Annotated in this window: 20 protein-coding genes; 10 read left to right on the top strand and 10 right to left on the bottom strand. The window is 61.8% G+C overall.

Annotation, left to right across the window (positions count from 1 at the left end; all coding sequences use genetic code 11):
* Nucleotides 1–21 precede the first annotated feature (21 nt).
* Nucleotides 22–1,686 carry a serine/threonine-protein kinase gene (locus J7I86_RS19665; RefSeq protein WP_214822555.1) on the top strand — a complete coding sequence of 555 codons (1,665 nt, stop codon included), beginning with the start codon at nt 22–24 and terminating at the stop codon, nt 1,684–1,686.
* A 40-nt stretch (nt 1,687–1,726) separates the two neighbouring features.
* Here J7I86_RS19665 and J7I86_RS19660 read toward each other — a convergent pair whose 3' ends face one another.
* Nucleotides 1,727–2,626 (bottom strand): TIGR01777 family oxidoreductase, encoded by a 900-nt coding sequence (locus J7I86_RS19660; RefSeq protein WP_214822554.1) that lies wholly within the window; start codon nt 2,624–2,626, stop codon nt 1,727–1,729.
* Between the two features lie 85 nt (nt 2,627–2,711).
* Here J7I86_RS19660 and J7I86_RS19655 point away from each other — a divergent pair, with 85 nt between their 5' ends.
* The gene (locus J7I86_RS19655) at nt 2,712–6,239 is read left to right on the top strand and encodes a S41 family peptidase (protein ID WP_214822553.1); all 3,528 of its coding nucleotides are present in this window, start codon (nt 2,712–2,714) and stop codon (nt 6,237–6,239) included.
* Between the two features lie 98 nt (nt 6,240–6,337).
* Here J7I86_RS19655 and J7I86_RS19650 read toward each other — a convergent pair whose 3' ends face one another.
* On the bottom strand, nt 6,338–6,766 hold the full coding sequence (locus tag J7I86_RS19650; protein WP_024820504.1) for an OsmC family protein: 429 nt from the start codon (nt 6,764–6,766) through the stop codon (nt 6,338–6,340).
* Nucleotides 6,767–6,898: 132 nt separating this feature from the next.
* On the opposite strand from J7I86_RS19650, the gene J7I86_RS19645 reads away from it, so the two are divergent.
* Nucleotides 6,899–7,282 (top strand): VOC family protein, encoded by a 384-nt coding sequence (locus tag J7I86_RS19645; protein WP_214822552.1) that lies wholly within the window; start codon nt 6,899–6,901, stop codon nt 7,280–7,282.
* Here J7I86_RS19645 and J7I86_RS19640 read toward each other — a convergent pair.
* From J7I86_RS19640 to J7I86_RS19625, 4 genes are all read right to left on the bottom strand, one after another.
* Nucleotides 7,279–7,632, bottom strand: coding sequence for a hypothetical protein (locus tag J7I86_RS19640; RefSeq protein WP_214822551.1), 354 nt, complete (start codon nt 7,630–7,632; stop codon nt 7,279–7,281). The two genes, J7I86_RS19645 and J7I86_RS19640, sit on opposite strands and share 4 nt — an antisense overlap.
* Before the next feature lie 178 nt (nt 7,633–7,810).
* On the bottom strand, nt 7,811–9,481 hold the full coding sequence (sucB, locus tag J7I86_RS19635) for a 2-oxoglutarate dehydrogenase, E2 component, dihydrolipoamide succinyltransferase (RefSeq protein WP_214822550.1): 1,671 nt from the start codon (nt 9,479–9,481) through the stop codon (nt 7,811–7,813).
* 111 nt (nt 9,482–9,592) lie between these two features.
* Nucleotides 9,593–10,975 (bottom strand): dihydrolipoyl dehydrogenase, encoded by a 1,383-nt coding sequence (gene lpdA / locus J7I86_RS19630; RefSeq protein ID WP_024820508.1) that lies wholly within the window; start codon nt 10,973–10,975, stop codon nt 9,593–9,595.
* A gap of 295 nt (nt 10,976–11,270) precedes the next feature.
* Nucleotides 11,271–12,794: a leucyl aminopeptidase gene (locus J7I86_RS19625; protein ID WP_214822549.1), complete on the bottom strand. Its 1,524-nt coding sequence runs from the start codon at nt 12,792–12,794 to the stop codon at nt 11,271–11,273.
* A 361-nt stretch (nt 12,795–13,155) separates the two neighbouring features.
* On the opposite strand from J7I86_RS19625, the gene J7I86_RS19620 reads away from it, so the two are divergent.
* From J7I86_RS19620 to J7I86_RS19605, 4 genes are all read left to right on the top strand, one after another.
* The gene (locus J7I86_RS19620; RefSeq protein WP_214822548.1) at nt 13,156–14,094 is read left to right on the top strand and encodes a proteasome assembly chaperone family protein; all 939 of its coding nucleotides are present in this window, start codon (nt 13,156–13,158) and stop codon (nt 14,092–14,094) included.
* Between the two features lie 35 nt (nt 14,095–14,129).
* Nucleotides 14,130–15,485, top strand: a complete 1,356-nt coding sequence (locus tag J7I86_RS19615; protein ID WP_214822547.1) for a nitrate/nitrite transporter — start codon at nt 14,130–14,132, stop codon at nt 15,483–15,485.
* Nucleotides 15,486–15,574: 89 nt separating this feature from the next.
* The gene (locus J7I86_RS19610) at nt 15,575–16,834 is read left to right on the top strand and encodes a DUF4192 domain-containing protein (RefSeq protein ID WP_214822546.1); all 1,260 of its coding nucleotides are present in this window, start codon (nt 15,575–15,577) and stop codon (nt 16,832–16,834) included.
* 246 nt (nt 16,835–17,080) lie between these two features.
* Nucleotides 17,081–18,388: an RNA polymerase sigma factor gene (locus tag J7I86_RS19605; protein ID WP_214822545.1), complete on the top strand. Its 1,308-nt coding sequence runs from the start codon at nt 17,081–17,083 to the stop codon at nt 18,386–18,388.
* Nucleotides 18,389–18,558: 170 nt separating this feature from the next.
* Here J7I86_RS19605 and J7I86_RS19600 read toward each other — a convergent pair whose 3' ends face one another.
* Nucleotides 18,559–18,780, bottom strand: a complete 222-nt coding sequence (locus tag J7I86_RS19600) for a hypothetical protein (RefSeq protein WP_214822544.1) — start codon at nt 18,778–18,780, stop codon at nt 18,559–18,561.
* Nucleotides 18,781–19,035: 255 nt separating this feature from the next.
* Between J7I86_RS19600 and J7I86_RS19595 the strand changes: the two genes are divergently transcribed.
* The gene (locus J7I86_RS19595) at nt 19,036–21,144 is read left to right on the top strand and encodes a type IIA DNA topoisomerase subunit B (protein ID WP_214822543.1); all 2,109 of its coding nucleotides are present in this window, start codon (nt 19,036–19,038) and stop codon (nt 21,142–21,144) included.
* Here J7I86_RS19595 and J7I86_RS19590 read toward each other — a convergent pair.
* The gene (locus J7I86_RS19590) at nt 21,141–22,346 is read right to left on the bottom strand and encodes an MFS transporter (RefSeq protein WP_214822542.1); all 1,206 of its coding nucleotides are present in this window, start codon (nt 22,344–22,346) and stop codon (nt 21,141–21,143) included. The two genes, J7I86_RS19595 and J7I86_RS19590, sit on opposite strands and share 4 nt — an antisense overlap.
* Before the next feature lie 34 nt (nt 22,347–22,380).
* Here J7I86_RS19590 and J7I86_RS19585 point away from each other — a divergent pair, with 34 nt between their 5' ends.
* The gene (locus J7I86_RS19585) at nt 22,381–22,917 is read left to right on the top strand and encodes a Chromate resistance protein ChrB (RefSeq protein ID WP_214822541.1); all 537 of its coding nucleotides are present in this window, start codon (nt 22,381–22,383) and stop codon (nt 22,915–22,917) included.
* An 87-nt stretch (nt 22,918–23,004) separates the two neighbouring features.
* Here J7I86_RS19585 and J7I86_RS19580 read toward each other — a convergent pair whose 3' ends face one another.
* Nucleotides 23,005–24,027 carry a M56 family metallopeptidase gene (locus J7I86_RS19580; RefSeq protein ID WP_214822540.1) on the bottom strand — a complete coding sequence of 341 codons (1,023 nt, stop codon included), beginning with the start codon at nt 24,025–24,027 and terminating at the stop codon, nt 23,005–23,007.
* Between the two features lie 5 nt (nt 24,028–24,032).
* Nucleotides 24,033–24,419: a BlaI/MecI/CopY family transcriptional regulator gene (locus tag J7I86_RS19575; RefSeq protein WP_011774471.1), complete on the bottom strand. Its 387-nt coding sequence runs from the start codon at nt 24,417–24,419 to the stop codon at nt 24,033–24,035.
* Nucleotides 24,420–24,698: 279 nt separating this feature from the next.
* Here J7I86_RS19575 and J7I86_RS19570 point away from each other — a divergent pair, with 279 nt between their 5' ends.
* Nucleotides 24,699–26,297, top strand: coding sequence for a cytochrome ubiquinol oxidase subunit I (locus J7I86_RS19570; RefSeq protein ID WP_214822539.1), 1,599 nt, complete (start codon nt 24,699–24,701; stop codon nt 26,295–26,297).
* Nucleotides 26,298–26,319: the final 22 nt, after the last annotated feature.

The following is a 26,319-nucleotide window of genomic DNA, read 5'->3' as shown; positions in this document are numbered from 1 at the left end:
GCATTCCGGTACACCTTGTTTATGGAAACTTTGGACACCCCCGAGGCCATGGCTCCCCACGTTGCGGGTTATTCGATATCCCGCCCGCTGGGCCATGGCAGTAGTGCCACTGTTTGGCTTGCCACGAGGGATAAGGACGGTGCGCGGTTCGCGGTCAAGTGCGCCCGGCCTGATGCCGCCAGTGGCGAGTCAACGGCAACAGCGCAGGTGCCGGATGACGTAGACCGGGAGATGAGGCTCCTCTACGGGTTGAAGCACAAGCACCTCATACGTGTCCACGAAGTCCTTCCCGTGGCTGGGATGGCTGAGGGGACGCTGGGGATCGTCATGGACTACGCGGCGGGAGGCTCGCTGGGTAACCTGATCTCCGCGAGGGGGAAGCTTGGGATCGGCGAGGCCGTGACTATCCTGACTCCCATCGCCCAAGCGTTGGACTACCTTCATGTCAACGGGGCGGAACATGGCGACGTGTCACCTGGAAACGTTTTGTTTACGGCGGAAGGGATGCCGTTGCTGGCAGATTTTGGCCTTGCCGCCAAGGTGGGTGACAAGCCACGCGACCCGCAATTCGGAACACCTGGATTCATGGAGCCCCTGCCTCAGGCATCCGGGAACGCCGAGTATTCCAGAGACATCCTCCAGCCGCAGCGCGATGTATATGCGCTCGGAGCAGTGGGCTGGTACTGCCTAACGGGGACAACGCCGGGGCCGGAGCGGGACCGCCCGCCCCTGATGCTTCTGGTACCGGAGGTACCCAAGGCCCTCGCCTCGGCCCTCGAGGCCGCCTTGGACCTAAATCCCCGGAATCGTCCGTCGGCCAGGGAACTTGGCACGGCGATCTTCAGAAGTGCTGCTCCCGAGGCCCTCGACTTGTCCGGCGCCGTGCATGCCTCGGTGATCCCTGAATTGCTGACCAGGCGCGGGACTTTGGGGCGTTCGCCCCGCCGCCCAACCTCTTGGTTGGGGGTGATGTGGAGATGGCTTCCGTCCATGCGCATCGTGGGGCTTCCGGCGCCACGCCGCTCGCTTCGCCCACCACGCCGTCGGGGCCGTGGGGGCCGCAGGCTGGTTCTTGTGGCAGCAATGGGCGTGGTGATTGGCGCCGCATCATGGATCTTTTGGCAGCAGAACGGTCCGACGACGGCGATGGTGCAGCAAGCAGCGACGGAGACTGGCGTTGCCGATCCCGTGCAGGCAGCGGATCTTAGGAACGCTCAGGATCTTTCGAACAGCCAGGATCTTCCGGCGACCCGGGATCTGCCGCAAGCCCTTTCCGAAGGGCTTCAATCCCAGAATCCCTTGGCTGCCGTGCCGGCATTGTCAGCCGTGCGCGACATCGCCTTGGGAGACCGGCGCCTGGACCTTCTGGAAGCGGTTAATGCGCCAGGTTCACAGGCCGAGGCCACCGACAAAGAGCTGGAAAAGTATTTACGAGGCGCCGGAACAGCGTTTGCAGGGCTCCATACAACGTTGACAGCCCTGACCTTGGATGAACCCCCGCAGGAAGATCGTGTGCTGGTGGCGGTGACGGCCACTACGTCCGGGTATGAGGAACGTTTGGCGTCAGGCGAGGTTGTCAGTACCCAGCAGGCAGGAGTGCCACAGCAGCTCCGGCTGGATGTGGTTCGAACAGACGGTCGCTGGCGTATTTCGGGAATCCTGGGCGCCGCCGCTCCCGCAAAGTAATGGCAGCGCAGAGTCCTGGCCAGCAGCGACCGGGGCCTTGTCAGAGGTTCTTTGCCTGGCGTAGCCATGCCACGGCGTCGGGGAGGGTGGGATGCAGCCAAGTGAAGCCGGCTTCCTGCAATCGTGCGGGTTCCATTCGTTGGTTGGCCATGACGAGTTCGTCAGCCAGCCCGCCCAGAACCAGTTTCAGGGCTGGTCGGGGGACGCGGAGGAACGCCGGCCGGTGGAAGGCCTTGGCAAGTTCCGCAACGATGGTGTTGACATCCGCACTCTCCGGGGCGCAGACATTCACCGGGCCTTCAAGATCTGCTGTGAGGAGGTAGGCGAGTGCGCGGGCTTCATCGGCCAGCGTGATCCATGGCCAATACTGGCGGCCGTTGCCGAACGGTCCTCCCAGCCCGAGCTTAAGCAAGGGAAGCAGAGGCCCGAGCGCGCCGCCGGAGGTACTGAGCACCACGCCTGTCCGGGGATTCACTACTCTCACTCCGGAAGGCGCCGTTCGTGCCATTCGCTCCCATTCAAAGGAAAGATGCCCCAACACGCCGCTGCCTTGGCCGGAATCTTCCCGCAGGACCCCTTCGCGTGAGGCTCCGTAATAGCCTGAAGCGGATTGGCTGATAAAGGTGGCGGGTGGGTTGCTGAGCCGCCGCATGGCGGCGGTCAGCGTCTGCGTTGGCCGAAGGCGGGATTCCGTGAGGACCTGGATCCGACGTTTAGTCCACGGACGGTCTCCGATGCCTGCACCCGATAGGTTGACCACAGCATCGGCTCCGTCCAGGACAGCCTCATCAAGTTCGTCCTTGGCCGGGTCCCACGTCCATTCAAGTGCCGTTTTGGCTGGGCGCCGCACCAGCCGGACCACCTCGTTGCCTTCAGCAGTCAATTGCTCGGACAAGGCCGTCCCGATCATTCCCGAAGCTCCGGACATCACGATTCTCATGACCCATCTCACCATGGCGAACGCTTGTGGTGGAAACGACAGTGGATGCCGCAACTGACGGGTGCCTCTTGACTATGATCGAACAATGACCTCCTCCAGCTACCTCCGTTTCCCGCATGTGCACGGCGATCTGGTCACCTTTGTGGCCGAAGACGACATCTGGATCGCACCCCTTTCAGGCGGCCGCGCCTGGCGGGTTTCCTCCCAGCAATTGCCGGCCAGGAACCCACGGTTCACTCCGGACGGCAAGAAGCTGGTCTGGACCACCGTTGTGGGCACGTCACCGGAGGTGGTCACCGCAAACGTCGACGGCGGCGGGTACAGGCAGCTGACATACTTCGGGCACAGTACTACCAAGGTTAAGGGCTTCACACCTGCAGGGAATGTGCTGGTAACGAGCGCCTTCCAACAGGCCGAAAGTCGCCACACGCACGCCTACAGCCTCCCGCTGGACGGCGGCGCCGCCGTCGAACTTCCTTTCGGCCCGGTGGAGGCCGTTGCCTTCGGTCCCGAAATCGGTGACGAGAAACCTGTTGTCCTGGCAAGCGTGCTTTCACGCGAGCCCGCTTGGTGGAAGCGCTACCGTGGCGGCACTGCCGGGAAGCTCTGGATCGACGCTGACGGCAACGGCGAGTTCGAACGACTGGTGAAGGAGATCGACGGGAACCTGACCGACCCCCTGTGGATTCAAGGGCGGATCGCGTTCCTCTCAGACCACGAGGGTTACGGAAACCTTTATTCGGTGCTTCCGGATGGTTCCGGCCTGCGCCGGCACACGGACCACGAGGACTTCTACGTTCGGCACGCCAGCACGGACGGCACCAGGGTGGTCTTTGAGTCGGCAGGCGAGCTCTGGATGTTGTCGTCGTTGGATGCCGAAGCCGAGCCCGTCAAATTGGACGTCACCCTTGGCTCGGCATCACCGGGTCGCCGCCCCGCGCCGCTGAAGACCTCGGCCCACTTGGGGGACGTCTTCCCCAACGTGACCGGAACTGCCAGCGCCGTGGAATCGCACGGCACTATCCACTGGCTCCGTCACAAGGACGGACCCTCGCGGGTGGTTGAGGCGACCCCGGGCGTCCGCGCCCGGCTTCCCCGGCCACTTACAGATGGCCGGATAGCTTACATCGCAGACCATGGGGGAGTGGAAGCGTTGTACATCAAGCGCATCGCCGCCCGTCTGGCTGCTGTGGTGGACGTACCCAAAATCAATGCTGAACAACCCGCGCCTGCAGAAGAATCGGCATCTTTGCCCAAGCCCGTTGCCGCATCCAATGTGCTGGGACAAGCAAGCGCCCAGGCCGTCACTCACTCCACGCAGGCATCCGGAGAGCAAGCTCAGGCCGGTGCGGGCGAGACCGCCAACGCCGAACCATCCGCTGACACTGCAGGTGGCACCGCAACACCCGCAGTTCCCGTGGCATCGGAAGTCTCCGCGGATCTTCGTTTCGAATTCCCTGCCCCTACACGGACGAGTGCGTTGGAGACCAGCCCGGACGGCCGCTGGATTGCCGTCGGCACGTCTTTCGGCGACGTCTTCATTGCTGACACCTCTGCAGGAACACTGGAGCGGCTTGTCAGCGTCGGCGAAGGCAGCATCGAGCAGTTGTCGTGGTCCAGCGACTCCCAGTGGCTTGCCTGGTCCGAGCCGGTAACGTCCTTCGGTTCGCGGAGCAAGCTCCGGATTGCCCGCCCGGCTGAGCCTGGCTCAGGCATCATCGATGTCACGGACGGCCGGTTCTGCGACGAGTCTCCACAATTCACGCCGGACGGAAAGTTCCTGGCATTCCTGTCCAACAGGAGCTTCGACCCCGTGTACGACGGTCACTCCTTCGACCTCTCCTTCCCGAGTCCCATCAAGCCGTACATGGTTGCCTTGGCAGCGGACACGCCTTCACCGTTCGGCCCTTCAATAGACGCGCTGGAGGACGTCTCGCCCACGGCGGCCAAGTCAGAGGCGGCCACATCCGACGACGGTGACGTGTCTGCCGTGCGCGTGGACCCGGAGGGGTTGGCTCACAGGGTTATTGCTGTGCCGGTGCCTCAGGGAAACTACTCCAATCTGGCTGTTGGTGACGGCGCACTGTTGTGGCTGGACACCGAACTTTCGGGTGTCATGGGCGATGGTCGGGGAACCCTCCAGGACAAAAAGACAGCGCCGTCCCTGGTCCGTTACGACCTCGCCAAGCGCAAGCAGGTCATCCTCGTCACAGCCGTGGACAGCTACCGGCTGTCGGGTGACCTTAGCCGCATCGTTTACGTACTCGACAAGCAAATTACGTCCGTCCCTGCCGAGAGCAAGGTGGAAGAGGACTCTGCCGAACTCGTGAAAGTGGAGCTCAACAGGGTTCGGGTCATCATGGACCCCGTGGCTGCTTGGGGACAGGCCTTCGATGAGGCTTGGAGGCTGCAGAGGGACTTCTTCTGGACCGCCGACATGGCCGGCCAGGATTGGGACTCCGTGTATAAGCGCTACCGGCCCATCGTGGAGAGGCTCGGTTCCCACGATGACCTGGTGGACTTGCTGTGGGAGATCCATGGTGAGTTGGGAACTTCGCACGCCTACGTCAAGCCGACAGCTGTCACCGAGCCCGGACGAAACGGCCAGGGCAGGCTTGGGGCAGAGTTTCAGCTCGCCGACAAGGGGTGGGAAATTATCCGGATCCTCGCAGGAGAGTCTTCCGACCCCTTGGCTACTTCACCGTTGACTCGTCCCGGGGCGGACGCGAAGGTGGGCGACGTCCTCTTGGCGATCGACGGCGTCGAGCTTTCAGCGGTACTGACCCCGGCCATGCAGCTGGTGGGTTCGGCGGGCAGGACAGTGGAACTGACCCTCTTGAACGGTGAGGGCCATGGCGGCGCTGCCGGTACCCAACGACGCGTTGCGGTGGTTCCCGTCCGTGATGAGGAACGGCTGCGCTACCAGGATTGGGTCCGCTCCAACCGGCGCACCGTCCGCGAGGCCTCGGACGGCAAATTCGGCTACCTGCACGTCCCGGACATGATGGCCAACGGCTGGGCCCAACTCCACCGCGATCTGGACACAGAGACGGCGCTGGACGGCCTGATTGTGGATGTGCGCCGCAACCGCGGTGGACACACATCCCAGTTGGTTGCCGAACTGATCGGACGCAAGGTCACGGGATGGAGTATGCCGCGTGGCGAAAAGCCGCGGACCTACCCGCATCATGCGCCACGTGGACCGGTGATCATCCTTGCCGATGAATTTGCCGGATCCGATGGCGACATCATCACCCAGGTGTCCAAGCTGAGGGGCATCGGCCCCGTCATTGGAACGCGGACGTGGGGTGGCGTAGTGGGCATAGATAACCGCTTCTCACTTGCTGACGGCACCGGTGTCACCCAGCCTCGATATGCCACGTGGTTCAATGGCGGAATCGGTTGGGACGTCGAAAACCGTGGCGTGGAGCCGGACATCGAGGTACTGTTCCCGCCCCACGCGTATGCGGCCGGAACGGATCCCCAGTTGGAGTACGGAATTGGTGCGCTGAAGGAAATGGTCCAGGAACTGCCCACCGACCGTCCACCGTTGCGTGAAGGCTACCGAAAGCTCCGGCCGGCACCGCTGCCGTCGCGTCCCCAAAAGGGCTAGCGAAACCCAGGTATGGAAAGAGCCCCGCAACTTCCCTCAGGGAGTGGCGGGGCTCTTTCCATGCTGTCAGGGCCGTGATGTTCAGCCCCTGTGTGATGCTATGCGGCGAGGGTGGCATCCAGAGTGATCTCGATGCTTGCCAGCGCGCCGGAAACCGGGCAGCCGGTCTTGGCGTCTTCGGAGATCCGGCGGAAGTCTTCCTCGGAGAGGCCCGGAACCTTTGCGGTCATGGTCAAGTGGCTACCAGTGATGCCCGTACCGGGAACGAACGTAACATCCGCCTTGGTGTTCACTTCTTCTGCCGTGAACCCTTCGCCTGCCAGTGCGTGGCTGAACGCCATGGAGAAGCAAGCGGAGTGGGCAGCGGCAATCAGTTCTTCGGGGCTGGTCTTGCCGCCGGACTGCTCGGTGCGTGCCTTCCAAGTGACATCGAACGTGCCCAGTCCTGAGCTGTCCAGCGTTGTGTTGCCGGCGCCCTCGATCAGGTTGCCGTTCCAAACCGTGTGTGCGGTGCGTGTTGCTGCCATGTCCACTCCTTGGGATCGTTGTGAGTCGGCAACCAGCCTTCGGCAGGTGCCACCGGATCAATCCTATGGATTCGCCCGCCGGACCGCACGGCCATTCCGCTGACGGTGGATTGTGACCCTTACACTGGCGACATGGAAACCGAAGAACTTGCACAGTCCGGGCGCATCAGCGGCCCCAGAATCGCGTCCATCGTGGTCAACGCCGTGGATGCTGCCCGCTTGTCATCATTTTGGTCAGTGCTGCTGGACATGCCCGTGTCAGCGGAATACGAGGGTTTTATCTGGCTTCGTCCCGCTGAATCCGGCCTGCCGCAGCTGGCATTTCAACAAGTCGCAGCACCCACCGAGGGGCGGCGCCGCCTGCACCTGGACCTTCACGACGCCGACCCCTCAGCGTTGCGGCGTAAAGCTGAGACGTTGGGGGCCACTTTTGTTGAGGAATACACCATTGGAGACTTCCACTGGGACGTAATGCAGGATCCCGAGGGCAACGAATTCTGTATAGCCCGGGACTAGTTCCAGAGGGTGGCTATGGCGATGTTGATCAATGCCAGGCCACCTACGCCGTGGGCCAGCCCCGTTGAAACCGGCTCGCCGTTCTTCACCTTGCGGGAGCCGATAACGGCGAGGACAGCGACAACCACACCAATGGCGAACTTGACGCCGAGCTTGAAGTAGTTGGGATCGGCGTCCGGCAGCAAGGGAAACAAGCCCATCATGGCGATGCCTGTGAGGAGCTGAAGGAAGGCGCCGTCGCGCTGGCGCGGGTGAACCGTGGGTGTCTTGAGGGTGGCGATCCAGTAGCCCACAATCATGGCTGCGCCGACGATGTGCAAGAACACCAGAATGCTGAAGAGAATACTCATGAACCCAGCTTATCCAGTTGGTTCTACGTCCCGTAGTAAAGCCACGCGGATGCGGGTCAGGTGCTGATGAAGCTGGAGAGTACCTATAACAAACGGGCAGACAAAGCAAAAGGGCAGGTTACCGGTGTCCGGTAACCTGCCTTTTGGTTCATCAAGCCGTTCTTAGTGCCGCTTGGTGCTAGAGACCGAGGTCAGCTTCGAAAGCACCTTCTTCGAGGCGGGCCTTGAGGGTCTGCAGGAAGCGGCCTGCATCCGCACCGTCCACCAAGCGGTGATCGTACGTCAACGACAGGTACATCATGGAGCGGATGGCGATCGAGTCGTCACCGTTCTCATCGGCAACTACGACGGCGCGCTTGACGATCGCGCCGGTTCCGAGGATGCCGACCTGCGGCTGGTTGATGATCGGGGTGTCAAACAATGCACCAACGGAGCCGATGTTGGTGATGCTGAAGGTGCCACCGGAAAGCTCATCCGGGCCAATCTTGCCGTCGCGGGTACGGCCTGCGACGTCGGCGATCTTGCTGGCCAGGCCTGCGAGGTTCAGGTTGCCGGCGTCGGAAATGACGGGAACCAGAAGACCCTTGTCAGTGTCGACGGCGATCGCCAGGTGCTCGGCGTTGTGGTACGTGATTTCCTGCTTGGATTCGTCGTAGGCAGCGTTGAGCTTGGGGTGCTGCTTCAGGGCCTCGGCCACAGCCTTGGCGATGAACGGCAGGAACGTCAGCTTGACGCCGTTCTGGGCCTGGAACGAGTTCTTGGCCTTGAGACGGAGTTTGGCGATCTTGGTCATGTCCACCTCGTGCACCTGGGTCAGCTGAGTGGAGACCTCAAGTGACTCGCGCATACGGCGGGCAATAACCTGGCGGATACGCGGGGCCTTCTCGGTGGTGCCTCGCAAGGAGGACGCGACCACGGGTGCAGTGGCCTTGGCAGCAGGAGCTGCGGCAGGAGCAGCTGCAGCGGGGGCTGCGGCTGCCTGCTTGGCCTCAGCTGCGGCGAGGACATCCTGCTTGCGGATGCGGCCGCCGACACCGGTGCCGGAGACCGACGCGATGTCTACGCCGTGCTGGTTGGCAAGCTTGCGAACCAAGGGAGTGACGTAACCGGATTCCGAAGAACCTTCTGCTGCGGGAGCAGCCGGGGCCGGAGCCGAGGGTGCCGGTGCAGCTGCAGGCGCAGACGGTGCTTCTGCGGCTGGTGCTGCAGCCGGGGCGGGAGCCGAAGCCGGAGCGGCGCCGGAGCCGATGACGGCCAGGACTGAGCCAACCTCTGCTGTCTCGTCCTCGCTCACGCGGATTTCCTGCAGAGTGCCGGCAACGGGGGAGGGGATCTCGGTGTCTACCTTGTCGGTGGAAACCTCAAGGAGGGGCTCATCCACCTCAACGGTGTCGCCTACAGCCTTCAGCCAGCGGGTGACGGTACCTTCGGTAACGCTCTCGCCCAAAGCAGGAAGGGTAACTTCGTGGCCTTCGCCTGAAGCCGCGGGTGCTTCGGTTGACGGTGCTTCTTCAGCTGCGGGGGCTGCGGGAGCTTCTTCGGCCGGTGCGGCCTGCTCAGCGGGGGCTTCCTCAGCCGGTGCGGCCTCAGCTGCCGGCGCGGCTGAACCGGAGCCGTCGCCGATGCGGACCAAGGGGGCGCCTACTTCGGCCGTCTCGTCTTCAGCGACGAGGATTTCTTCGATGACGCCAGAGATCGGAGAAGGGATTTCGGTGTCTACTTTGTCGGTTGAAACCTCGAGCAACGGCTCGTCGATCTCCACCCGGTCACCAACCTGCTTGAGCCAGCGGGTGACGGTTCCTTCGGTGACACTCTCACCGAGGGCGGGCAAGTTAACGGATTCAGACATGTCGTCCCCGTTCTCCTTATTGATCTTTGTGCGGATGAATTCTGCTGGTCCGGGTCAGGTGCATGCGGCATATTGCGCCGCATGCACCCGACCCGTGGGTCTTGGTAAGACTTAGCCGTGGAGAGCCTTGCCCGCGAGGGCAAGGTGGGCTTCGCCCAGGCTTTCGTTCTGGGTGGGGTGGGCGTGGACCAGCTGGGCCACGTCCTCCGGGTAGGCTTCCCAGTTCACGATCAGCTGGGCTTCACCGATCTGCTCGCCCATGCGGGAGCCGATCATGTGGATGCCCACCACGGGGCCATCCTTCTGGCGGACAAGCTTGACGAGGCCACCGGTGCCAAGGATTGAGCTCTTGCCGTTGCCGGCCAGGTTGTATTCCTGGGTCTGCACCTGGTCGTCGCCGAACTTTTCCTTGGCGGCCTTTTCGGTGTAGCCCACAGTGGCGATTTCGGGCTCGCAGTAGGTGACCTTGGGGATGTTGATGTCCTCGACGATTGCCGGGTTCAGGCCGGCGATTTCCTCGGCGACGAAGATGCCCTGCTGGTAGCCGCGGTGTGCGAGCTGGACGCCGGGGACGATGTCGCCAACGGCGTAGATGTTGCCAACACCGGTGTGGAGGCGTTCGTTGGTGATGACGAAGCCTCGGTCGATGGTGATACCGGCTTCTTCGTAGCCGAGGTTGGCGGTCACGGGACCACGGCCAACGGCAACCAGGAGGAGGTCGGCTTCGAACGTCTGGCCGTCAACCAAGGTGACCTTGACGCCGTCGTCGTTCTGCTCAACACCCTGGAAGAAGATGCCGGTGGTGAACTTGATGCCGCGCTTCTTGAAAGCACGCTCAAGGTTCTTCACGATCGCGGCGTCCTCGTTGGGAACCAAGGAGGGGAGGCCTTCAATGATGGTGACGTCCACGCCGAAGGACTTCCACACGGAAGCGAATTCGACACCGATGACGCCGCCGCCCAGGACAATGGCGCTCTTGGGGATGTAGTCCATGGTGAGGGCCTGGTCAGAGGTGATGACCTTGCCGCCGATTTCCAGTCCAGGCAGTGAACGGGAGTAGGAACCCGTGGCCAGGACGATGTTCTTGCCCGTGTAGGAGGTGCCGTTCACAACGACGGTGTTGTTGCCCTGGAGCTTGCCTTCACCCTCAATGACGGTGATGCCCTTGGACTTGATAAGTCCCTGGAGGCCCTTGAACTTACCGGCAATAATGCCGTCCTTGTACGCGTTCACGGCCGACATGTCGATGCTGTCGAGCGTGACGTTCACGCCGTACTTGGCGGAATCGCGTGCATGGTCGGCCAGCTCGGCCGAGTGCAGGAGTGCCTTGGTGGGAATGCAACCGTTGTGCAGGCAGGTTCCGCCGAGCTTTGCCTTTTCCACAAGGCCAACGGTGAACCCAAGCTGAACGGCCCGCAGGGCAGTGGCGTAGCCGCCGCTGCCGCCACCGAGTACCAGGATGTCGAATTCTTGCGCAGTTGCCTGATCGGCCACTAAAACGCTCCCTCGCGTGAATGATGACACGGGACTGCGTGCCATCTGGTCTTTGGAACTTGTTCTGCCGTGATTATGCCAGCACCTAAGTTCTCTTGCATTTGTGACTATCGAGTTCACCTTAGCGAACCACCTACCCATGCTCCACCCTCTGCGGGCGTTTTGGGGAGCGCTTGTGTCCAGACTCACGTTCACTTGTGACACAGCGCTACACCCCGCATAATTCCGGGGTTGCGCGGGTCCTCGCCGGAGATCCGGCAGGGTCCCGCACAGCCCCGGAAGGGCAAGGCGGGTGCTAGGCGGAGACGGCCAGGAGATCCTCGGCGTAGGCAACCAGCGTGCGGACGGTGCATCCGGTACCCTGCTTGGGCGTGTAACCATAAGGGGCGCCGTTGTTGAACGACGGTCCGGCGATGTCCACGTGGGCCCACGGGATCTGCTGGCCGGCGTCGTTCTTTCCCACGAATTCGCGGAGGAAGACCGCTGCGGTCATCATGCCGCCGTTGCGTTCACCGATGTTAGCCAGGTCCGCCACCTGTGAATCCAGGCTCGGACGGAGCTCTTCGGGCAGTGGCATGGGCCATACCAGTTCGCCTGCCCTGTCAGCGGCTGACTTCAGAGCTGCGGTGACGGAATCGGATCCCATGACGCCGGCCGTGCGTAAACCAAGGGCGATCAGCTGAGCACCTGTCAGTGTTGCGACATCAATGATGGCGTCCGGCTTCTCCATGCTGGCAGCGACGATGCCGTCGGCCATGACCAAACGACCTTCAGCGTCCGTGTTCAGAACCTCAACTGTCTTGCCGCCATAAATGGTGAATACGTCAGCAGGCCGGGCTGCGGCGCCTGAAGGCATATTTTCGGCAATGCAGAGCCATGCGGTCGCCTTGAGGGGCAGACCGAGTGAGGCGATGGCCAGGACGGTGTTAAGTACGACGGCGGCTCCGGCCATGTCGCTCTTCATGTCGCCCATGCCGAGGGCCGGCTTAATGGAAATGCCGCCGGTATCGAACGTGATGCCCTTGCCGACGAGGGCAATTTTCTTTGTGGCCTTGGCGGGGGCGTATTCGACTTTGACGAGGCGAGGCTGGCGCGTGGAGCCCTTGCCGACGCCCAGAATACCCCCGAAGCCTTCCTTTTCCAGGCGCTTTTCATCCCAGACAGTGATCTTGACCGGAAGGCCCTTAGCCAGTTCCTTGGCCGACTCCGCGAAGGACTCGGGGTACAGGTGGCTCGGCGGCTGGTTGACCAAGGTGCGGGTTGAGTTGACGGCACGAGCGAGCACAATGGCCCGATCCAGCGCAGGCTGGGCAGACTTGGCATCAACGTCCGAGAAAATCAGCGCCTTGGTGACAGGCGCCTTCAGCCCGTCCTTGCTGGAACGGTGCTCCGTGTAGGAGTACGCGCCCAAAGCGGCTCCTTCGGCCACAGCCGTGACATCCGCGAGGGTCGCCGTCGGGAACGCCAAGGTGACCGAAGGTGTCCCGGCGAGTTGGCGCACAGCGGATCCGGCGGCGCGCCGTAGGGCTTCTTCGCTCAGGCCTCCGTCATCGGAGAGCTTTCCTACTCCTGCAAGGACAAGAATCCCTGAGCCTGTCTCCGGCAAGCCCGGAAGTCGGTGAGCCTGGTCGGCAGCGCCGGTGATTCCCAAGAGCTTCAGTGACCCCGCAACGGATTCTGCGGCCTTTGCGCTCAACGGGTTGGACAGCAGTACCGGCCCGTCCGCTCCTTGGGCAACGCCAATCACGAGTGCGTCGCTGGGGGACTTTTTCAGGTCCTTGGCGATGATGCCCAGGATGATGTCAGTAGTCTTGACCACGAGGATGTGTCCTCACTTCTCTCTGCATTGCATGGCGGGACCGCATGTTTGGCGGCCTGCCCCGGTACGCGCCCGACGTCTTCTGGCGACGGCGGCCTTGGTCTCCAGGTCCGGCGTCGCAAAGGACGAGGACCCGTTTCGATCGTAGTCTCTCCGAACGCTGCGGACGGTCATCAAATGAGAGCTGCGGCACACTGGGGGCAGGAATGCGCCTTGGCATTGCAGCGTTGTATGAATTAATAGTGCCCCGCAGTCAAACAGTGGTGTCCGGTGGTGTGATGTTTCAGGCGTCACTTCACCGGTTGTCCATTCGACGGTGCGGTGGACCTCCCTGACTTTGTCATTGCGAAAGGAACACGCCGTGTTTGAACGGATATCCGGCTCTCTCCTGGACCCCGAATCGCTCTATGCGCGAAACATTGAGACCTTCCACAGCCCCGAACTTCGTGGGCTGAACATGGTCATGGGATTCACGGGTTTTGCCGATGCCGGTCACGTAGTCCGGCAGATCAACGCGGAACTGTTGGACGAACTGGACGCCGAGGTGGTGGCCATGTTCGACGCCGACCAACTCATCGATTACCGTTCCAGGCGGCCTCACATCAGCTTCGTTGAAGACCATCTGCAGGACTACCAGGCGCCAAAGCTTGGCCTTTACAAGCTCAATGACGGCCTCGGCCAACCTTTTTTGCTCCTTGCCGGCTTCGAGCCCGATCTGCAATGGGAGCGCTTCTCGCGGGCTGTGGTTGGAATCGTGGAAGAGCTCGACGTCAACTTGGTGACTTGGATCCATTCCATCCCCATGCCCGTCCCGCACACGCGGCCTGTTGGCGTCACGGTTCATGGCAACATGCCTGAGCTCATTGCGGGGATTTCCAGTTGGAAGCCCACCGTTGATGTACCGGCCGCCATTGGACACGTCCTTGAACTCCGGCTCACCGAAGCGGAACGGAACGTGGCCGGGTACGTCATCCATGTCCCGCATTACCTCTCCGAAGCGGAGTACCCGCCGGCAGCAGTAGCCGGATTGGAATACTTGGGAGCGGCAACGTCCCTCATGCTGCCGACGGACAGGCTCCGGGAAGCTGGCCGTGAAGTGGGCCGACAGATCGCCGATCAGATCGAAGCTTCCGAGGAAGTGCAGGCAGTAGTGACGAATCTCGAGACGCGTTACGACGAGAAATCCGAAGGCGTTGTCCGCCGATCACTGTTGGCTGATGAGAACGATGAACTGCCCAACGCCGAAGACATTGGAGCTGCGGTCGAGGCCTATCTGGCACGTAAAGACTCGCCTCAATAAATCAGCTTTGAGTGGTCGGCAGGCATAATTATGGGGTGAATGCTCCCCGTGCCTGGCTCATCTGGACGATCGGCGTATTCGCCTACCTGGTTGCGGTAGCGCAGCGAACCTCGTTTGGTGTGGCAGGTTTGGAGGCCACTGACAGATTCCACGCCAGCGCCTCCGCCATCTCTTTTTTCACGGTGCTTCAACTTCTGGTCTACGCAGGTTTGCAGATTCCCGTGGGCGTCCTGGTGGACAGGTTTGGTTCGAGGGCCATGATCGCCGGCGGTGCCGTGCTGATGGGCTTGGGGCAGTTGCAGTTGGCTTTTGCGGACAGTGTCCCCGGAGGCGTCCTGGGCCGGGTCCTGGTGGGGGCCGGCGATGCTATGACCTTTATCTCGGTAATTCGCTTGGTCCCCTTGTGGTTCGCTCCTGCAAAGGTTCCGCTGGTCACCCAGCTGACCGGCATGAGTGGCCAACTCGGTCAGCTCTTCAGCGTTGTTCCGTTCGCACTGCTTCTTCACACGGCCGGATGGACACCCGCATTCCTCACTCTGGCGGCGATGTCTGTGCTGGCAGTGGTCCTCGTACTGGCGATGCTCCGCGATGCCCCGCCCGGGCACCCGCCCCGGGAAACCGGCCAGGGCCTCCGTGCCACTGGCGTTTCCCTGTCCCGCGCGTGGAAACAACCCGGAACCCGGCTGGGCCTTTGGAGCCACTTCACGGTTCAATTCAGCGGCAACCTTTTTGCGATGACTTGGGGGTATCCCTTCCTGTTGTCTGCCCAGGGACTCGATGCCGCAACAGTCTCCGGCCTGATGGCGCTCTTCGTGGCCACCGCTATAGCTGCCGGGCCCGGGTTCGGCCGATTCGTTTCCAAACATCCCATGCGAAGATCCGCCATGGTCCTGCTCATAGCTTTGGCGACGACCTTGGCTTGGGCTGCTGTGCTCATTCTTCCCGAGCGCGCCCCTCTGTGGCTCCTGGCTATTTTGGTAGTGGTGCTGGCTGTGGGCGGGCCCGGATCCATGATCGGATTCGACTTTGCCCGTACCTTCAATCCCTCGCACCGGATCGGAACAGCCACCGGTATTGTCAACGTTGGCGGCTTCATCGCGGCGCTCGTTGCGATCTACCTCATCGGCTTGGTGCTCGATATCCTGTACGCCAGTGGTTTCTCCGGCGGTAATCTTTACGGTCTCGCACCGTTCCGCATTGCCCTTAGCATTCAATTCGTACTGCTGGGCCTCGGAACCGTACTCATTCTGGTGACGCGGCGGAAGGTGCGCCGCCAGATGGCAACACAGGGGATTCACGTGCAGCCGCTGCTGGCCGCCCTCGCCAGGCAGCGCCGGGAACGGGTGGAGCGACGACGCGCCACACGGCCCGCGTCCGCGGACGACCAGTAGGACCGCACGTCGCTGTATTGCCGCGCTGCTTTTCCACATAAGCATGATGGTCCCTGTCTCCGCCGGCCGGAGTTGAGCAGGGTGGAACCATGACTTCGAACAGAACGCTCAGCATCCACCAACCCGAAGATATTCTTGGCTACATTCCCCACATGTTGGGTTACTGGCCCGAGGACAGTCTTGTGGCAATCACCATGCAAGGGAAAGTCCTGGGAGCCACGCTGCGCGTGGATCTGCCAACCCTTGCTTCACTCGAAGCCCGCGCAGGTTTTGCGGACCAGATCCGGAGCTTCCTGATTGCCGATGAGGACGCCAACGGGGTGGTGCTCGCCGTCTATACCGACTCCGGTTGGGAGGACGGCAATGTTGTCCGTCAGGCAATCCCGTTGCTCGAAGCCCTTCAGCTGAGTCTGGATGAGGTTGACTTATCGGTCCGGGACGCGTGGCTTGTTGGCCCCGAGTATTGGCGCAGCGCCTACTGCACAGATTTGCAATGTTGCCCGGTTCCGGGCTTACCGGTTGATCGCATAAAAAACAGCAGACTCAGCGCAGAGCTGGTGTACAGGGGGAGCTCCATAGGGCCATCACCCAGGAGCACGTCTGCAAAACCTCGGCTTGCCAGCCCAGGGGTGCTCGACCCTTTGGTACTCGCCGCGGAGTCGCGCTACGGCAAGCAGATTCTTGGTAGATGGAGGAGTGAGCACTGTCTGGACACTGTCCTTGCTGTATGGCACCACGTGCTGAACCGGGTTGAAGCAGGCCACCTCCTGCAGTGCGGCACCGACGCACACATCATGGGCCTCCTTAGAACAACTCTCAGGGTCCCTGCGTGGCGTGACGCTGTGGTGGTCATGGCGGCGGCAGGCATGGAATCCGCGAAGTCCGGCGCCTCCGCGTTGGGTTTGTTCGTTGACGACGACGATTACTCCGACACTCCGTTCGACCCGCAAGAATTCGGAGTAGCCGTCCCGGTCCTCCCCGCTGCCAAGGTACCGCCTGCACCAAATACCGATGGCGACGTCTTTACCTACGGTGATGTCCTGCTTGGAATGCAACCGGACATGCCGTGCTGGGGCACGCTGGATGCACTGGAGAAAGTTCTTATCGGGCTGTGCGTCGATGGCGAATCCGGCGTTGTCCCGGCGGCGGCACTGACCCTGCAGGGCTGGATTGCCTGGTGCAAGGGGCGCGGATCCATTGCCTATGCGTGCCTCAGCGGGGCAGGGGAGGCCCAACCGGGCTATCGACTCGCCGAGCTGCTCATGGATCTCCTGGGGCAAGGGACCATTTGTGCCTGGGCACGAAGTTCAAGCACTGCTTGGCGGGGGCCCAAAGACACTGTCTTTTAGAGGGTTTGGACATTCATCCGGCGTGAGTTTCGCAAAACCGTGAGACAATGGATGCCGAGACCCGGTTGGGTCCGCGTTCGAATGCCTGAATTGGCCCCTTCGCCGGGAACAATACAGTGTCGTCGAGAGTTCTGTATAGAGACTCTGCAGACGGCGATCGCATTTGAAATTGATCGCGGACTTGACAGGGTCATAGTGGTGTTGCCCGTATGGTGATTCCACAGACCGCCGCTAGAAAGGTTTTCTGTGACCCCGTCTTCCGTCGAGAAGGAACCCGCCGCCCAGGCCGAATTGTCCGCTGAGGAAAAGAAGGCGGCAACATCGGCAAAGCGCGCAGCGACACGTGCTGCCAACAAGGCCTCAGAGGGCGACTCTGACAAGCCGGCACCCAAGAAGCGTGGACCCAAGCCCGGTGCGAAGGCCGCCGCTGAAGCCGCGAATAAGACCTCTGGCTCGGACGCTGAGGACTCCAGCGGCGAGGATGAAGACTTTGATCCCGCAGCTGCCGAGGAAGTCGGAGACGACGACGTCGAGGACGGCGCCGCGGCCGCCAAGGACAAGGCTGCGCCCTCCGGCTCGGGATTCGTTTACTCGGATGCCGATGACGACGACGCACCTGTCCAGCAGGTCATGTCGGCCGGCGCAACAGCCGACCCCGTCAAGGACTACCTCAAGCAGATCGGCAAGGTTGCACTGCTGAATGCGGAGCAGGAAGTTGATCTTGCACTTCGTATTGAGGCCGGCCTCTTTGCCGAGGAAAAGATCAACGCCGACGACGGATCCATGGATCCCAAGCTCAAGCGCGAGCTTGAATTTGTCATCCATGATGGCAAGCGCGCCAAGAACCACCTGCTCGAAGCCAACCTGCGCCTCGTCGTTTCGTTGGCCAAGCGCTACACGGGCCGTGGCATGCTCTTCCTGGACCTGATTCAGGAAGGCAACCTGGGCCTTATCCGCGCGGTAGAGAAGTTCGACTACACCAAGGGCTTTAAGTTCTCCACTTACGCAACATGGTGGATCCGTCAGGCAATTACCCGCGCCATGGCAGACCAGGCCCGTACCATCCGTATTCCGGTGCACATGGTGGAAGTCATCAACAAGCTGGCCCGCGTACAGCGCCAAATGCTTCAGGACCTCGGCCGTGAACCGACACCTGAAGAGCTGGCACTCGAACTGGACATGACGCCCGAAAAGGTTGTTGAGGTTCAGAAGTACGGGCGCGAGCCGATTTCACTGCACACCCCGCTGGGTGAGGACGGTGACTCGGAGTTCGGTGACCTGATTGAGGACTCGGAGGCTGTTGTTCCCGCCGACGCCGTGAGCTTCACGCTCTTGCAGGAGCAGCTGCACTCCGTTTTAGACACCCTGTCCGAGCGCGAGGCCGGAGTTGTGGCGATGCGCTTCGGCCTGACCGATGGCCAGCCGAAGACTTTAGACGAAATCGGCAAGGTCTACGGTGTCACGCGTGAGCGCATCCGCCAGATCGAAAGCAAGACCATGTCCAAGCTGCGGCACCCGTCCCGTTCGCAGGTTTTGCGGGACTACCTGGACTAAACGAACAGAGTCATGTGAAGTGGCCCGGCCGGACATCCGGCCGGGCCACTTTTTTCTGGAGCGCAACCGTCTGGGTTTCTTGAGCGCAACCCGTCAAACGCAACAAGGCCCCTCCCGGATGGGAGGAGCCTTGTTATCTGATCAAAAGGGTTTCCGGTGAGCCGGAATGCCTAGTCGACGGTTACGGGAGCCTTCTCGGTGAGTCGCTCGGTCTCATCGTGCCAGTCGGAAGTCATGGGCCGGAGCGTAGCTTCTACTGCACGGGCGTGGTGGCCGCAGAAAAGCAGCTCACCGCCGGAGGACTCGAGTACAACGCGGACGTACGCTTGGGCTCCGCAACGGTCACAGCGATCAGCTGCGTTCAGCGTGCGGTCTGCAACTGCTGTTGTCATGTCGGCCTCCTTAGTAGTTCTGTACATCCATATAACCAGCATTCGACGCAGATCCATGGCAAGGATGGGTCACTTTCGCTGTCCGCGTATCACATGTGCGTAACGTAGCCGGGAACGCTGCGTCACCACTGGAGTGGCAAACGGTCCTTGTTGCCTTCCCCGGCTAGGCTGGTACGGGCAGTGTTTGCCTTGATTTACCAGCCAAATGCGGCTGGGAAGTACCCCCGAGATATACCCCGAAGGAGCACACCGCGAGTGGCACCGAGTTCTGAATACAACGCCCGGCATCTGTCTGTCCTTGAGGGCCTGGAAGCCGTTCGAAAGCGCCCGGGCATGTACATCGGCTCCACGGACTCCCGCGGTCTCATGCACTGCCTGTGGGAAATCATTGATAACGCCGTGGATGAGGCCTTGGCCGGCTTTGGACATGACATCAAGGTGATCCTTCACGCGGACAACTCGGTGGAAATCCACGACGATGGGCGCGGTATTCCCGTGGACCTCGAACCCAAGACCGGCCTCTCCGGCGTCGAGGTTGTGTTCACCAAACTGCACGCCGGAGGCAAATTCGGCGGCGGTTCCTACACTGCCTCGGGTGGCTTGCACGGTGTAGGTGCCTCTGTAGTAAACGCCTTGTCCAGCCGCCTGGACGTCCAGGTGGATCGAGGCAGCAAAACGTACCAGATGTCATTCCGCAGGGGAGAGCCTGGACGTTTCGTGGATTCCGGGGCAAAGCCGAGCCCCAATGCACCCTTTGAGCCGTTTGTTGAAAAGTCGGTGCTCGATGTTGTGGGCAAGGCCAAGCGTGGTGTCACGGGAACCCGCGTGCGCTACTGGGCGGACCGCCAGATTTTCACTCCGGATGCCAAGTTCTCGTACGACGACCTGGCGTCAAGGGCTCGTCAGACGTCCTTCCTTGTGCCCGGCCTGAAGATCACCGTGCGCGATGAACGCAAACTGGCCGGCACACCGGGGGAGTCCGGCGTCCATGAGGAGGTATTCCACCATGACGGCGGCATCTCCGAGTTCGTCGAGTATCTGGCGGCCGATTCCGGAGTGACGGACGTTTGGCGCCTTCATGGTTCCGGAAAGTTTAAGGAAACCGTTCCTGTCCTGGACGACAACGGGCACAGCAAGATCGCCGAAGTCGAACGTGACTGTGAAGTGGACATCGCCCTGCGCTGGGGCATTGGTTATGAGACCACTATGCGCAGCTTCGTCAACATCATCGCTACGCCCAAGGGCGGCACACACCAGTCCGGTTTTGAAACCGCGCTGCTGAAGACCTTCCGCAAAGCAGTGGAGACGAACGCACGCAAGCTCAAAGCCGGGAACGACAAGATCGAGAAGGATGACATTCTCGCCGGTCTGACAGCCGTCCTGACAGTTCGCCTTGCGGAACCGCAATTCGAGGGACAGACCAAAGAGATCCTTGGCACCTCGGCGGTCCGGGCCATCGTTGCCAAGGTTGTTGAGAAGGAAATATCGGCGAGGCTCAATTCGGCCAACCGCAATGACAAAGCCCAGTCCGCGCTCCTTTTGGAGAAGATGGTGGCTGAGATGAAGTCGCGCATCTCAGCCCGCGTGCACAAGGAAACCCAGCGCCGTAAAAATGCCCTTGAAACGTCATCGATGCCCACCAAGCTTGCCGACTGCCGGACTGATGACGTGGCGCGCTCCGAATTGTTCATCGTAGAGGGTGACTCCGCTCTAGGTACCGCCAAGCTTGCGCGGTCCTCGGACTTCCAGGCGCTGCTTCCCATCCGGGGAAAGATTCTGAATGTCCAGAAGGCATCCGTTGGCGACATGTTGTCCAACGCTGAGTGCGCGGCGTTGATCCAGGTTGTTGGCGCAGGCTCGGGCCGCAGCTTCGACCTTGACGTTGCCCGGTACGGCAAAGTCATCCTGATGACCGATGCAGACGTTGACGGCGCGCACATCCGCACCCTGCTGCTGACTCTTTTCTTCCGTTACATGCGGCCCATGGTTGAGGCGGGCCGCGTGTTTGCGGCTGTCCCGCCCCTGCACCGCGTGGAGGTCATTAACCCGGGCCAAAAAGCCAATGAGATGATCTACACCTACTCGGAGGCCGAGCTCCACGTGCTCCTGTCCAATCTTGCCAAGGACGGCAAGCGCTACAAAGAACCCATCCAGCGGTATAAGGGTCTGGGCGAGATGGATGCGCAGCAGTTGGCTGAGACCACCATGGATCCGCGCCATAGGACGCTTCGGAAGGTGGGCATCGAAAGTGCCCAGCGCGCCGAGGAAGTCTTCGACCTCCTGATGGGTTCCGACGTTGCACCGCGCAAGGAATTCATCATTGCAGGCGCTGCCACCTTGGACCGGGAACGCATCGACGCTTAGCCCGAGGTGGGCGGCAGCCGGGCATCATTAGTAGCCGATGTTGCGCGGCAGGGTGCGGCGAACGAGGCGGCGCCCACCATCAAAGCCAGCGCCCCCAGACCCCAGGGCAGTCCGGCGGCCACGGCAACGCCGCCCACCAGTAGCGGTCCACCGGCGTCGCCGAGTTCACGGCCCAGTTCGGCTGAACCCATGGTCCTGCCGAGGCGTTCGGCGGGCGTCGCGTCGGCCAAGTGGGCGAAAGCGAGGGGCGTGGAAGTGCCGATCCCCACGCCAATGAGCACGGCCGCGCAGTAGATCCAAGCTGCCCCTGGCAACACAGCGGCCATCAGGGTGCCTGCCGAGATAGCGAGCAGGCCGGCTACCATGCCTGGCCTGTCGGAAAGTCTTCCGTGATCGCGTAGCCGGCCCACGCGGGGCTGTATCAGCGCTGATGCTACGGCAAGCACTGTGACAACGGCGACGCTGCCGCCGGTCCCCAAACCCTCCCTTGCGGCCAGGGCAGGGAGAAAGCCAACGGCCGCCCCAAGTGCTCCCGTGGCGGCAGCCAGTACGAGTGTTGGTCCAAGGAACGATCGCTCGGTGCTTTGGCGCCAGACGTCCACGATCGTGTAGCGGGGGCGAGGAAGCGGCTTCAGGGGAGGCACTGATACCAGGGCCCACACGGCTACCGTCAGGCCCAGTACCGCGAGGGTAGCGAACAGGAGGCTGAAACCACCCGTGATGATGGCCATAGCTCCCAACAGAGGACCAATGGCGTAACCGAGCCCTTTCCATGAGCCGTACCGCCCGAAGTAGTGTCCGCTCTTGCCGCCGGAGAGCCGGGCCACGCTGGCCGACGAGGCCGGTGAAAAGGCAGAGGCCGCCATCCCTTGCCCCAAGCGGGCGGCGGCAAGCATGACGGGCTGGTCGGCCCATAGACCAATCAAGGACGTGACCGAAAAAGCCAGCAGTCCACCAACGATGACGGGTTTGGGTCCAATACGGTCGCTGAGGGCGCCGAAGATCGGTTTGAGAAACACTTCCGCGACGTCGTACAAAGCCAACAGGATGCCCAGAGCCAGCAAACTCAGTCCGATGTCGGCGCTTTCGGCCCCCAGTCCTGCAGCGACAGCATGGGCGCCGAAGGCTGTGGTAAAATCGGCGGCGTAGAGGGGCCAACGCTGGCTGGCCGAGATGGAAGGAAGTGCTTCTGGGGCGTTCACATCACTGAATGTAACAGCTGCTACATTCATAAGTGTGATTGATGAACATTGGCTACTGATTCTTGTGCAGGTTCCCGCGCAGCCCTCCAGGCACAGGGTGGCCGTATGGCGGGAGTTGCGTCGGATCGGGGCAGTTCCGTTGTCGCCGGGAACCTGGCTTCTTCCTGCCCACCCGGCCTTTGACGACGGTCTCTCGCGGGCTGAGGCACTGGTAGCCAAAGGTGGCGGTTCCTGGACGCTGGTGGACGCCGCGCCGCGCGCTCAGGGGGCGATTACTCTCCGTCACGCCTTTGAAGCTGCCCGACTGGAGGAATGGAAAGAGTTTACGGCCGATTGCGGCAAGTTTGAGCAGGAGATAGCCAAAGAGATCTCACGGGAAAAGTTCACTTTCGCCGAACTAGAGGAGGAGGAGCAGAGCCTGGAGCGCTTGCGGCGCTGGTACAGGGAGTTGAAGTCGCGCGACGTCCTCCGCCTGCCCCAGGCGGGCGACGCTGCTGGACACTTGGCCCGATGCATCGAAGCTTTGGAGGGCTACGCATCCCTGGTGTACGACGCGAAGCTGCCCCAATAGGCGTCAGTAGCCTCAAGGGCCCATTGGCCGAGCAAGAATTCAGCTGGGCAAGATTTCAGCTGGGCAAGGATTCAATCGGGCAGGAAGTCATCCCAGCAGGCCTGGAACGATCAATAGGGCCGTGGGCACTGCTAGCAGCAGGGCCGAGGCCAAGAGGACCAGCACACGGACGGGCTTGGTGAGTGGCGGCTTGGGCGAGAGCAGGCGGCTGACGCGTGACGCCGTCGTGCGCGGCGAGTCGGCACCGCCGGTGGCGCTGACGGCATTGCCCTCCACGACGGCGCTGCCAGCGCTTAATGCCTGGCTGCCGGCCAGCTCGGGACCCCTGCTGAATGCCTGCCCGCCCGGGGTCGGCTGTGAGCTACCGCTGGCAACAATGGCGATGGCCTTGATGAGCGTGCCTTTGCTCTCGGTGCGGAGTGCGACGTCGTCGGCCAGCATTTCGATCAGTGAATTCACGGCCGTCTGGGCCAGCCGGGTGGTGGGGAACCACGGCAGCGCCTGGCGCCAAGCAGCAAAGGCCCACAGCAGGAGATCGTGGCGCTGGGACAGGTGGGCGTTCTCGTGAATGAGGACAGCCCTGAGCTCAGCCGGCTCCAGTGCTGCCATGAGGCCGTCGGACAGTACCGTTACTGACCGGGCACCCCCGGGCAGGCAGTATGCGACGGGGGAGTCGTGGTTGATCACTACGGTGCCGGGGCCGTCGTCGGAAGGTGATGCCAGCAGGGCGAGCAGTTCGCGGTGGCGTCGCCGTTGGCGCTCAATCTTGTAATAGGTCAGCAGCAGGGTGAAGACCAGGTGTGCGGTCAGCAGCGCTGCCGCGGAGAGGGCAAAAAGGTGCCAGAAGCCCAGCGCGGTGGTGGGTTCGTTATTGAAAACCATCCCGGCCAGGCTCTTGAGCCCCGCTATCAGGTTGTCCCCGATCGGCTCCAGTCCGTAGACGAGCATGGCTCCGATCATGGACAAACCACCGGCGAGGGCGATCGCCTGCCACAGCACCATGGCTGTGAAGGGGGATCGTGCCGGCCACTGCGCGCGCGACAGCAACACGGGGACCGGCCATGCCAGAATCAATGCCAGGACCGCAAGCAGGTATGAGGTCCAGAACATAGTGGCTAATTGTAGCCGAGCAGTTTGCGCAGGGTAGCGGCTTCACTTTCGGTGACGGAGCCTATGAACCGGGCGAGGACGGCCTCGCGGTCCGGCGCGGAGCCCAGAACTTCATGCATGAGCTCTGCGGTGTGGTCAGCGCGGCTCGATACGGCTTGGTAGCGGTGCGGGCGCGTTCCGCGTTCGCGCTCCACCAGGCCCTTCTTTTCCAAGCGAGAGAGCACGGTGAGGACCGTGGTTACTGCCAGGTCCTTGCCCTGATGACCCGCTGTGCCGTCGCCGGCCTCGGAATCCTGCGCCAAAAGATCACGCAGTGTATTGGCAGTTGCAGCCTCCTGGCCTGCCCAGAGCAGATCCATCACTGCCCGTTCCAGTTCCCCAAGACTTGCCATCTATACGTCCCTACCTTCCGCTTCCCGATGCAGAGTGCTGCAGTCGGAAGCGATGATCCAACATTCCGTAATAAATCTACCGCTTTTCAGTCCTTCATTCTACGTGAGGTAGAACTATCGGCGCGCCGCTCGCGACGGAAGACCCTTGCGCGTGCGTCACGCCACTTGAAGAATGGGGCTCGGCGGTCTCCATTTGTTCTACACTGTGTAGAAGAGAAGTTTTCTACGTGACGTAGAAGTAGGGTCATCGTACTTCGGTCCACCGCACAAAGGACAGCCATGGACGCCTTGGAAATCGCACGCTGGCAATTCGGCATCACCACCGTCTACCACTTCATGATGGTGCCGCTCACCATCGGCCTCGGCCTTGTGGTGGCCATCATCCAAACCATTTGGTACCGCACCGGCAAGCCCGAATACCTGCGGATGACCAAGTTCTGGGGAAAGCTCTTCCTCATCAACTTCATCATGGGTGTAGCTACCGGCATCGTCCAGGAATTCCAGTTCGGCATGGCATGGAGCGAGTACAGTCGCTTCGTCGGAGATGTCTTCGGTGCGCCGCTGGCCCTCGAAGCCTTGTTGGCCTTCTTCGTCGAATCCACCTTCCTGGGTTTGTGGATCTTTGGTTGGAAGCAGCTCAAGCGTGGCGTTCACTTGGCCTGCTTGTGGATCGCCGTGATCGGTTCAGTTTTCTCCGCATACTTCATCATTGTGGCGAACTCCTGGATGCAGCACCCTGTTGGCGTTGAGATGGTGGATGGCCGGCCCGTGATGACCGATGCCTGGGCTGTGTTCACCAACAACACGGCGCTGGTTGCGGTACCCCACACGTTGTTTGGCGCACTCGCTGTAGCGGGAGCTTTCCTCCTGGGCATCGCCTGGTACCACCTCTGGCGTCGACGCCACGATGGCATTGACGTTGTGGGCAACGACGGCAAGCTGGTCCCTGGCGAGGCCGTAATCCCGGGTCGCGACAAGACCGATTACACCGTGTGGATGACGTCCCTGCGCATCGGTGCAGTAGTTGCCATGATCTCCTTCGCAGGAACTGCCATTACGGGTGACCTGCAGGGCAAGCTCATGTTCGAGCAGCAGCCCATGAAGATGGCAGCCGCTGAAGCTGCCTGCCACGACGGCACGGGCTTCTCGGTCCTGAGCGTGGGCAACCTCGGTGCCACAAACTGCGATGACATCGTGGCGGTCATTGAAGTACCAGGCATCCTCTCCTTCCTGGCCAAGGGTGATTTCACCACCGAGGTCAAGGGTGTGAACAGCCTGCTGGGTGAGTACAAGGAAAAGTACGGCACCCACCTGCCGGACAACCCGCTGTACGGCGAACGCGCCGGGCAGGAAATCCAGTACGTTCCCGTTATGGAAGTCACTTACTGGGGCTTCCGCATGATGATCGGCTTCGGCGGTATCGCCGCCTTCGCCGCCCTGCTCGCGCTCTGGGTGACGCGCAAGGGCATAGTCCCCGAGTCCAAATGGCTCATGCGTCTGGCCGTCTTAGGGATCCTTGCACCGTTCGGTGCCAACGCGGCCGGCTGGATCTTCACCGAAATGGGCAGGCAGCCGTTCGTGGTTGCCCCCAACCCGGACATGAACGGAATCGACCAGGTGTTCATGTTTACCGCCGCTGCGGTGTCACCGGGCGTCAGCGCAGGTGAGCTCATGACCTCGCTGGTGGTTCTTACCGCCATCTATGCCGCGCTGCTGGTGGTGGAAGTGAAGCTCTTGGTCAAGTACATCCGTGGTGGTGTGGCCTCGGCGATGCCTGAGTTGGCGCACGCCCAGGATTCGGCAGACCACCACGACAAGAACGACGACGGCGCAGGTCCGGGCAAGTCCGGCGACGACGTCCTGGCATTCGCCTACTAGAAGCCAATTCGCCTACTAAACG

The organism is Arthrobacter sp. ISL-95, assembly GCF_018613695.1.
Taxonomy (GTDB): domain Bacteria; phylum Actinomycetota; class Actinomycetes; order Actinomycetales; family Micrococcaceae; genus Arthrobacter.
The sequence above is the reverse complement of the archived record's forward strand: the minus strand, read 5'-3'. Positions and strand labels throughout refer to the sequence as shown.